Genomic DNA, 10676 nt, shown 5'->3' on the forward strand with positions numbered 1-10676 from the left:
ATCCGTTTTTCAGCAAGTGCAGGTGAAATCGCTATGAATGTCGGTATTTTACTTCCTTACAAAATAGTTCGATTATTTTGATGTGTCAATTTTAATGACATATAATTCTCACTATGAAAATGATCTCGAAAATGCAACCTCCCGGTCAATCCGTCATCCCATTAAAATGGGATACTCGGCAACGCCTTGCCTTGATTGAAGCCACCGTATTATGGGAAGGCCGGATAACATCCCGCATATTAATGCAGCAGTTTGGTATTTCCCGGGGCCAGGCTTCCAAGGATTTTTCCTTGTATCACCAATTAGCCGAAGATAATCTGCTTTACGATCTCAATCAGAAAGCCTATGTTGCCAGTGAGTCCTTCACCCCTTGTTTCATCCGCGGCACGGCAGATGAATATTTACGCTTGCTTGAGGCTGGTAATTATCTGGGACAATCTGTCGTGTTGCCCATTACGCCCACAGGCATAGGCGTTGAATTACTCGACCCACCGCAACGGAAATTGAATTTTCAGGTGTTGCGGCTAGTGCATCAAGCCATACGTCAAAAACGCCAATTAAATGTCACGTACCACGCAATGAACAGTGAACCGAGCGCCTTGACGCTGGAACCGCACAGCTTGGTTTATAACGGTTTTCGCTGGCATATTCGAGCCTACAGCGTGACCCATCAGACTTATCGTGATTTTGTCTTAGCAAGATTTTTAAGCGCTCCAGTACTGAGCGAAAAGGCCTTAAATTTTGCTGAGCAGGATGAGGAATGGCAAACCTTTGAAACATTAACTATCGCCCCTCATCCTGATTTATCCCCAGATCAACAAGCAGTAATTGCTGATGATTTTGGGATGGAAAACGCTACATTAATACTAACGGTGAGACGCACTTTAAGACTGTATTATCTGCGCATGTTGCACCTTGATGGTCTGCCGGAATCACCCAAAGCTCAACAAATCGTGTGGGTTAACCGGGCTGAATTTGAGCCTACATCTGAGCTCCTATGATTAACCCACGCAGTCTGATTCGTGCGCTGGATAAACACTGGGAAGTAATCGAGCGCATTGTCATTCAAAGTCGTGACCAGATAGCCCATGAACGTGACGAGCTTTTGATGCTTCTGGCTAAAGTGTATGTCAATGAAACGACCGAGCAACACATCGAGCGTTTGCAACAGTTAGTCAATGCTGAATTATTGATTGAATTGGCGCACAGCAATTCATTGCAACTCAATGAAAACGTCCGCCATTTTGTTGCTGGCTTGTTACATGAACATGAATTGGGGCTATCTGATATTTTGAAAGTCCGAATTGTTGACATTAAAACGGGCCTGGAACAATTGCAGCAGGCTATGCAGAATCGGGATATGGCAGCTTTACAACAAGGCGCGGTCCGCATCGACAGCCAACTTCGGCAGATCATGCAACAACTCGATCAGGATGCGCATGCTATCCAAGATATTGCTGAGCGCGCGAAAGGAAATGATGAACGAATGCCATTGGCTAGACGGTATCGGGAGGTTCTGGAAGCTTATGATCATTATGTATTACCCATGACTGAATTGATGGATACGGGATCTGGAGGTAATTTTTACCCGCTATTGGAAGAAGCCGAACTCGTTTTGGAAGCTCTGATTCAGCAACTGGCAATCCAAGGTGGCCTGTACAGTCACCAACTCATGCTCAGACAAGTTGGCTTTCACGTCAGAGATTTACGACAGACCGGTCTTATTGTCTTAAAACAATGCACCAACACCTTGATGCCGCTGAGAGAAGAAATTCGACGTCATAACCAGTTGAGTGCGGCCATTGGACACCTACTGGGGGAAGTGCGTAAAAAAGGCTTACGCCGAACTTTTCCGGCTCAAAGTCTGCCGGTTTGGCGTAAAGAGCGCGCTTTCTCGGTGGCTATCGGTCCTGAATTATTATCGTTAATGGAACAAGTGCGCCATTATCAGCCTAAAAGCGTTGAATTCCCGGAGTTAATGACGGATGAAACCCTCATTCAACTGGAACACATTAATGAAGAGGCCATTCGTCGCCATTTTTATCAGAGTCTGCCTTTAGCTGATTTGATGCGATGGCTAACGCAGCATTACGGCCATTATCAGGATGTCACTGTGTTGAGGCTTTATCACAAATTGATCCGTTTACCGGATATTACTGCGACGCCAAACCAAGACGAAACGACCCTTACTCTCAAAGCCGTTTCAATTCGACTTCACAGCCACGCTATTGAGTCCTTATGAATATCGATTTAACCAAGCTTTCTCAGCTCCAGCCTCTTTTTAAGCTTTTAAGTGCAGGTACCCATTTAAACCGATTACAGGATACCGAACTTTGGGTAGAACTGGAGTCTCAACGCGAGCTGTATGAAACCTTATTTGCTGCTTGTGGTTTTACCCTGGTACTCGATGGCCGCGGTTTTGCTTATTTTAAAACGGACCAAGCGTCCTCCTATACCGGCAAACTGACCCGTCGCTTGGCATTGTTGTTAATGCTACTGTTTGAATACCAAGCCGATCAAGGCTTACATTTATTTCAATTTCAACAATGGCGTCTCGATAATGAGCTGATTGATAAGCTTTGGCAGCACTATCACGCGGTCTTGGAAGCGGAAGAATTGACCAGTCAACACCTGTTAAAAGAGATCTTTGACAGTGCTGCCCGCATTGGCTTTCTGGTCAGTGAAGACGGCGAGTACCGACTCCTTCCTGCCGTACATCGCTACCTGGATTTGTTTGAAGAATTAGCGCAAGCAGAACGGTCGGATCACCTTCACTCTGAAGGAGAGCTGCTTTGAGTCTTGCCCACTACGGATTTCAGAAGCTAGTGCTGTTAAACAGCGCCGGTTACAGCCGGGCAGAATTGCCGCTGGACGATTCAGTCTCGATCATTGCTCCCAATAATACCGGCAAAACCAGCTTGATTAATGCGCTGCAGTTTTTGCTCATCCTTGATAAGCGGCACATGGATTTTGGCGCACACAGTGTCGAAAACTCAAGACGATTTTATTTTCCGGATAACAGTGCCTATATCTTACTGGAAGTGTTGCTACCTTCGGGTATGGCGGTGATTGGTTGTGTCGGCAAAGGCTTGAGTCATGATTACGAATATTTTGCCTATCAAGGCAGTCTCGACCTTGAGGATTACCGACTAGAAGACGGTAAGTTAGTTGCCCAACCCAAATTAATGAGTCGCCTGTTCGCATGCGGTAAACCCGCCAAAATTTATCAACAAGCTGATTTACGGGCACTGCTCTATGGTAACCGCCAAAAGCAGCGTTCAGACGACCCGGATTTCACTATTTTTCCGTTAGAATTTAATTCACAGGCAGCGACGTATCAGCGCATTTTGACGCGCACTTTGCGCCTTGATCGCTTGGATAGCAGGCAGGTTAAAGATTATATTTTAGAGATCTTCAAAAACGATTTGCAAGATCGCAATGTCGATTTTAAAAGTGAATGGGATAAGTCTTTTGCCGATGTCAATTATGACAAGTCGCAATACGATGCGGTGTTCCTCAACCAGGAGCTCATTGCTCGCATGGAAATCAGTCAACAACTGCGCAGAACCTTAAGGGGCAAAATTATTCTATGGCGGCCTTTGATTGAACAAGGCTTAAATGAATGGGAAGCCTACAACCGCAAGACAACTGATGACCTCAAGGAACACCTTCGCGCGTTGGACGAGAAAGTCCAGGACCTGGACACGCGTCAGAAAACGATTTATAAAGACCAAGCTAATGCCGAAGCTTCATTAAAAGAGCAACAAATAATTGAACAGAAATTTCAAGAATTGACCGTTCAATTTGCGTTTGTGAATGACTTAGCGCAACTTGAAACGCAACGGGGCGCTTTACAACATCAACGTGACGAGTTAGTGCGCATCATTGGCAATGCCGAACAGCAGCAATCACCGGATGCCATCAAAAGAAACATCGCGAAGCTCACGAAAGAACAAACCGAACTGCACGGTCAGTTGGCCAGCCTCAACGACAACCTCTACCTTCAACTGCAAAAGCTACTGCCGGCAAACAGTTTTGAACTGCTAACCCGGTTATTGGCAAAATCCGTTTTGAGCTTGCCCGTTGCGCAAGGCAATGCTGTTGTGCTGAACGACTCGCATTCATTTCAATCATTTGCCGCAAAACTTGAAGATCGACTGTCATCCAACCAGTTGCAACTGCCGGGTTTGGTATTGGACTTGTCAGCATTGGCGCCCAATCTAACCATCAAAACCGCACAAGAACTGGAAACTGAAATTGGCGATTGTGATCGACAATTAGTTGACTTAAACCAGTTGTTAAAAACCGTTGAGACCTTGTCACAACAACAGCAAAAGCAACACGCATTGGAACGGGAAATTGTTGATCTTGATAAAGATATAACACACTATAAAGACTTTTTATCCCTGCACAGGAGTGCCTCAGCAAGGCTGCAGCTTACACACGAATTGAAAAAGAAACTGGAGGCGCTTGACTTTGAAGAATCCACCTTGGCTGATAATAAAAAAGCCATTGCCCAGGCTCAAAAAAGCCATGAAACAAAACTGAAAGAGCTCCAAAGCCAACACCAACGTATCAACACTGCCCGTCAGCAGCGCTTGGATCAGCAGTCGCCGTTTGACTTTTTGGAGCAACTCGCCTTTTTACCGTGTATGGAAGCCGCGGAGTTGACTATGCCGACGCTTGCAGATCGAATCGAGCGCTATAACGCTGATTGCCGACAGTTAAGAGAAATCGACAGTGAACTCAACAGTCAGCTGAGTGAATTGCATGGATACGGTATTAATAAATTTCAACTGCAGGATTCTTCCGAGCTTGAGCTTAATGCCTTGTTTGCCTACACCCTGAACTTAAGTCAGGAACAGGCCGCGATAGAACGAAAAGCCCGTTCGGCTGTGGTGCAAGTGGCAGCTATTTTAAGGGATTTACGGAACAGTCTGGAAACCCTTAAAAGTCGAATGCGCGAATTTAATAACAAAATTAATAAACGCCAGCTTTCCGATCTTAAGGTGTTTAAAATCGAACCCCGTGAGGAAGAAGCCTTAGTCAAGGCGATACAAACATTGATTTCAACCTCTGAACAGGTTGACTCGGGAAATTCATTTGATTTGTTCGACCACAATGCGGTACTGGATGATAAAGCGCTGAATAAGGCCAAAGATACTCTGATCAAGGAAGGCGAAGCCCGAGGCGGATTGCGGGTTGAACATTTATTCCGCCTGGTTTTTATTATCGCCAAAGAAAATCAAACACCCGCGGAATTCGAAGACATGGACAGTGCCGCATCGAACGGCACGGTTCTAATGGCCAAACTGATTACTGGCCTGGCCATGCTTAATCAAATGCAGGACCCTCGCAAAGCCATCAAAACGGCGTGTTATCTGGACGAAGCCGCTTCACTTGATCAACGTAACCAGCGCAATTTGATAGAAATAGCGGCCGGATTCGGTTTTACCCTTATTTTCGCATCGCCCGAACCTCAAATCACCGCACGCTATTGCGTCCCCATTGGCACCACAAATGGCAAAAACTATATCAGCCGATTAAATTGGCAAATTTTGGAGCCTATTTTAGCGTCAAATCTGGATGAGCGATCATGACCGTTCTTTCCGAAGCGCTAAAATGCCTGCTCAACAGCGACCAACCGCTAACCGCCTCTTCGTTTACGCCCAGCCAGCGAACCCATCTGGATCAATTTTCGCGTGAAACCCGGCTTATAGAACGTTATTCGCCAGGTCGAGGCACCGTTTATAAGGTGATCGACCGACACAGCCTTGTTAGCTATCTACGCCAACTTCACCCGTTGGACGACGAGTCTTTACTGATGGAGCTACCGGCACGCTGCCGTAACATCGGTAAAGACCGGAACAGCAAGACCGGTCAGACGAGCCATGAGTCTTGTTATTTGCTGATGAAAGCGTGGGATGCTAATGTGGTGTGGGAGAGTGAAAAGGCCATCATGTTTCCTTCGGAACTCACTGAACGCTTTGGCGTTGCAGCCTTACAGATAGGCGCGGGACAGGGTTGGCAGTGCAACGGCTCCATTTTATTAGTTGAAAATCAAGCGCTGTTTGATCGATGCGATTGGTTACCTTTAAATTTTAAAGGCTGTCTGGCCTATTATGCTGGGCAGCTATCAGACGTATTATTACACTGGTTTTCAGCACAAAAACGATCCGAAACTGTAATTCTATTCCCGGATTATGATGGCATCGGCTTATCCAACTATGTCCGGTTACTGGACGCTCTTCATCCTGAAACGAACCTACAATTCTATTGGCTGCCTAATTGGGAAGATAAATTGGCAACTTTTGGTAACAAGGACACTTGGTCAAAAAGTCGAGTTCACTTTGAAAATGCCATTGCAAAACTTAGTGCAATGAATGCACTCAACGATGATTTTATTAAATTAGCAAGATTGTCACAACTCCATGGTAAAGCGTTGGAACAAGAATCAATTTGGCTGCATTGACATCCTCATCGCCCTAAAGAGAAGGTGATTCCTTTCGGAGTGATAGTGCGTCGCCGCTTCTCACGGGGTGCTAAAAAACCTCCCTCCTCACAGGGCAATGACTGGACTTTCAGCAGCTTGCTGACTCCCATGCCAGTCGCACTTTGGTTCGCGTTGCGCACAAAATCTAACCTTATTCGTTATGTGTTTACTGACAATAATCGTGGCTATATATACGATAAGTAGGGTCCAATCAGTAAGGTCAGATACAACTTTTAGCCATCTTTTATTGATATTAACCTAGCCTTTACAGTTAAGTTGTATCTGGCACTACTTTTTCAATGCCAACGAATCACGACGAGCAACTAAGGTGGGACAATCCACCCACCTCAAAGAACTCAGGCGGTTTCAACCTATAGTATTTATCTTCCACGTCCTTCGACTGCTCTTCATATGGCTGCGTCATCACGTCCTGAAGTTCTCGAATTAGAGAATAATTTCCCACAGCTGCTTGCTGATATGCCGGCACAACAAACCACTCTCGCAAAATGTACTTTGGGTTTACAAGCTTCATCTGCCTAGAAGTTTCCTCACTGGAACTGCTGAGAAGTGTTTTCCATTTCGCGAGCCACGCTGCCCAACGCTTATCTATCTCTTTGTGGGTTGTATCATGCGCCGCGTTATTGTAGAAGCTTTTCTTGAGTGAGCCAATGTCGTCGGGTACCGACGAGAGCTCGCGGAAGAAAATAGTGTAATCGACAGGCGTTTGCATCATGAGTGTTCCTAGCTCGCTGAGTAGTGCGCTGCAAAGTGCCTTATGAGACGCTGTTTTCAAAGTACTAAGACCCAGCTTGGCGGCCCACATCTTTTCCATTTGCGTTTCCATAACTTTCGAGAATCCACTTTGAATCTCGTCGAGCTTTAGCAAATAGTCCTGATGCGATGCCAGCAACGGCCGCAACGACGAACAAAACATATCGAAATTGCTTTGCGCTGCGCTTGGTTGATTCATGAACGAGAAGTGATGACCGCCTCCCGTCCAAGGCTGATAATGGGGGTTAAACACATCGCAAAAGCCGAAGGGGCCATAATCAAGTGTAAAACCACCGACTGCACAGTTGTCGCTGTTGAAGTTACCCTGGCAGAAGCCGACGCGGATCCAGTTCGCCACCAGTGACGTGAGGCGGCTACGAAACTCGCGTGCCAACAACACCAATTTATCGGGAGTTGTGAGTTGCTTATTGACAACGTCAGCGTACTCACGATCAATCAAGTGCAGCACAATCTTCTCCAGTTCTTCCAGCGCTTTCGGGTGTTCGTTTTTACGGGTACGGCGAGCGAAAAGTTCAAGTTGGCCGACGCGAATGAACGACGGCGCGACACGTGTCGATATGGCGACAGCCTCAGATATAAGCATGTCAGGATTCTCCGAGCGCGAACCCTCCGAGTACCACGGTCGCTTTACCTTCTCCGTTTTTGAAACGTACAAACTCAAAGACCGCGATGTCGGCACGCCCAGTGCGTGCATGTGCTCCTGAGCCAAGAACTCGCGGATACTCGACCGCAAGACAGCGCGACCGTCTGCGCCGCGGCAATATGGCGTGCGGCCGCCACCTTTCAGCTGCATCTCCCAGCGTCGACCGTTGATGACGGCCTCAAGCACAGAAACTGCACGACCGTCTCCATATCCGTTGCCCGTTTGGAACGGACACTGCAGGGTGTATTCAGTGCCGTAGATGGAAAGTGCGTACCCACTCGCCCAACCGACCTTGCGCATCGGCTCTGGAACCTGAGAGATGTCGCCGGAGAACATGCGGACGAAATCGGAGGACTTTGCCATGCTGTCGGCAAAGCCAAGCTCGGAAAAAAAGTTTTTGCTGTGAGCTACATACTCAGGATCTATGATTGGAGTCGGCTTGACGGGGACATAATGTCCCGTAAAGACTTGTCGCGGCGCGTGGTCGTCACCGTTTTTTGTCGCGTCAGGGTCACAGTTGAGCGTGTCCATGAGAGAATAGTTTGCCAACTTCGCAAGATCCTGGAGCATTAATATAGTCGAGGAGGCTTTCTGGGGCAGTCGGTTTGTCATAATTGTTTATGCAAAGGCTCGTTAAGATAAATTCCAATACTTTGTATCTGATCCCGTTATTTGTCTAGATATCTGTTCTTTCACCAAGTGATAACGATTCAGCTCAGGCGTCTACTTGAGTAGCTTGTATGGTTTCATATCCCTGTTTTTCAAATTTAGCGCAATTCGGCACCGAAGCGCAATGTGAAGTTAGCCTGGAACAGTCCCGTTGGCCCCAGCCCCGACTGCGGTCATGCCGAACACTGTGTGCTTAAATCAGGCGGACGCAAAACCTTCCAATGCCGATGCCGGTTACAGACGCAGCTGATTGCGGGCACCTTATTCCAGAGCACCCACCTTAAACTGTCGGTCTGGTTTCTGGCGATCTATTTGATCGGCCAGGCTAAGACCGGCTTGTCCGCCTTCGCTTTGCAACGGCAATTGGGTGTCAGTTACCCCTCTGCATGGTTGATCCAGCAGAAACTGATGCAAGCGATGGTCGAACGGGTTACCCGGTACACCTTGGACGGCGACATCCAGGTAGACGATGCCTATCTCGGTAGCGAACTGGCTGGCGGCAAGGCCGAGCGCAGGTCGGAGAATAAGGTTCCGTTTGTCGCGGCACTCTCACTCAACCCCGAGGGACAACCGAGGTTTATCAAAATGGCGCCGATTCCCGGTTTTAACTGCAAAGCCATCGCCAATTGGACACAAGACGATCTCGGTCCCGGTTGTCTCGTTCGGTCAGATGGCTTGGCCTATTTTGCCGGCGTGACCGATGCCGATTGCCAACACCAGGTGATCATCGCCGGTGGCCGGAAACCCAAGGACCTGCCGTAATTCTGTTGGGGTAATACAATACTGGGCAATCTCAAAACCAGTCTAGGCGCTGCCGACCCTACTTTCGATTTCGCAAAATACGGCACCCGCAACGATGGGGCGTTCGCGTACCGCTATAACCGACGCTTCCGACTCGATACCATTACTACGCGTCTTATTGTGGCTGCGGCTTCGACTGGACCTCGCTCGGACACTTGGCTTCGGCAAGCTGAAGCGTCTTGCTAATCAGGTGCAAAATTGAAACTGCTGATTCAATTCAAGTACTTAACGGTAGCTGTCTAGGCAGCTGATAATATGAATCTGAAACTTTGCGTCGTTGCTGGTTGTAACTCTAAAAAATTGATAACTGGAATCACAAATTAAAGATATGTTATAACATTTTAATAAAAGTCGAAGCTCCAGAATTTATCCGTCGCAATTACCCTCAAAAGTGACGAATACTTATTTATGAGTGAAGCGACACAACAACATAACATTACATGTGGAATTGAGGCATGAATAAAGGCCAACCGAATATTTGTAAAGCAGTCCCTGGTTGTAAACGTATTTTATTTTTAGTGTTCCGGTCGTCTGTGAACGGCAATAGCCGGCCAGGATCACTATCCAATTTCAATAGATAAGGTACCCAGTGACCCAGTTGAATGTCCGGTATGGGAACTGCATGCAGACAAAAATTTTGTGGCTGGAAGAACTGTTACGTTAATTAAAACACACTGCTGTTACTCACTTTTGGGAGCTACCCATGCCAGATCATCGCATTCCCGTCACCGTCTTAACCGGCTTTCTCGGCAGCGGCAAAACGACATTATTAAACAGAATACTGACCGAAAAACACGGGCAGCGCATTGCCGTCATTGAAAACGAGTTTGGTGAAATCGGCATTGACCATGACCTGGTGATCAACGCTGATGAAGAAATATTCGAAATGAACAATGGTTGTATCTGCTGTACTGTACGAGGCGATTTGATCAGAATTCTGGGTAACCTTGCTCGTCGCAGGGACAAATTCGACCGTATTGTGTTGGAAACAACGGGCATGGCTGATCCGGGCCCAGTCGCACAAACGTTTTTTGTTGATGACGACATCAAGGATGAATTTTATCTGGACGGCATAATCACTCTGGTCGATGCCGGTCACGTGAATCAACATCTTGACGACAGCGACGAGGTCATGGCTCAGACCCCCTGTGCCAATATGACCTGAGACACCTACCCCTCGGAAATTAGAGTATAAAGGTAGGTCAGAATCATGAGCAAATCGAAAGCAGAGACAATGGAATCACCACAATTAACTGCGCCGGAGGTCGCGTTGGAAGA

Annotated in this window: 7 protein-coding genes and 1 pseudogene; 7 read left to right on the top strand and 1 reads right to left on the bottom strand. The window is 47.2% G+C overall.

Going from position 1 to position 10676, the window contains the following annotated elements; genetic code table 11:
• Positions 1-113: 113 nt before the first annotated feature.
• The 5 genes from Q7V32_RS14900 to Q7V32_RS14920 are packed head-to-tail and all read left to right on the top strand — an operon-like array spanning position 114 to position 6472.
• Positions 114-1001: a WYL domain-containing protein gene (locus Q7V32_RS14900; protein ID WP_304897768.1), complete on the top strand. Its 888-nt coding sequence runs from the start codon at positions 114-116 to the stop codon at positions 999-1001.
• Complete coding sequence (locus Q7V32_RS14905; RefSeq protein WP_304897769.1) at positions 998-2242, top strand: hypothetical protein; 1245 nt, start codon at positions 998-1000, stop codon at positions 2240-2242. The genes Q7V32_RS14900 and Q7V32_RS14905 overlap by 4 nt, the downstream gene beginning before the upstream one ends.
• The gene (locus Q7V32_RS14910; RefSeq protein ID WP_304897770.1) at positions 2239-2796 is read left to right on the top strand and encodes a hypothetical protein; all 558 of its coding nucleotides are present in this window, start codon (positions 2239-2241) and stop codon (positions 2794-2796) included. Before Q7V32_RS14905 ends, Q7V32_RS14910 begins: the two co-directional genes overlap by 4 nt.
• A complete protein-coding gene (locus Q7V32_RS14915) occupies positions 2793-5600 on the top strand; it encodes a hypothetical protein (protein WP_304897771.1) in 2808 nt (935 codons plus the stop codon). The genes Q7V32_RS14910 and Q7V32_RS14915 overlap by 4 nt, the downstream gene beginning before the upstream one ends.
• Positions 5597-6472, top strand: a complete 876-nt coding sequence (locus Q7V32_RS14920; protein WP_304897772.1) for a hypothetical protein — start codon at positions 5597-5599, stop codon at positions 6470-6472. Before Q7V32_RS14915 ends, Q7V32_RS14920 begins: the two co-directional genes overlap by 4 nt.
• Positions 6473-6803: 331 nt before the next feature.
• On the opposite strand, the gene Q7V32_RS14925 is transcribed toward Q7V32_RS14920, so the two are convergent.
• Complete coding sequence (locus Q7V32_RS14925) at positions 6804-8459, bottom strand: YdiU family protein (RefSeq protein WP_304897773.1); 1656 nt, start codon at positions 8457-8459, stop codon at positions 6804-6806.
• A gap of 209 nt (positions 8460-8668) precedes the next feature.
• Here Q7V32_RS14925 and Q7V32_RS14930 point away from each other — a divergent pair.
• Both Q7V32_RS14930 and Q7V32_RS14935 read left to right on the top strand, forming a co-directional pair.
• Positions 8669-9584 (top strand): annotated as a pseudogene (locus Q7V32_RS14930) (IS1595 family transposase).
• A gap of 517 nt (positions 9585-10101) precedes the next feature.
• A complete protein-coding gene (locus Q7V32_RS14935; protein ID WP_304897774.1) occupies positions 10102-10563 on the top strand; it encodes a GTP-binding protein in 462 nt (153 codons plus the stop codon).
• Positions 10564-10676 lie beyond the last annotated feature (113 nt).

This window comes from Methylicorpusculum sp., from assembly GCF_030651835.1.
Lineage (GTDB): Bacteria > Pseudomonadota > Gammaproteobacteria > Methylococcales > Methylomonadaceae > Methylicorpusculum.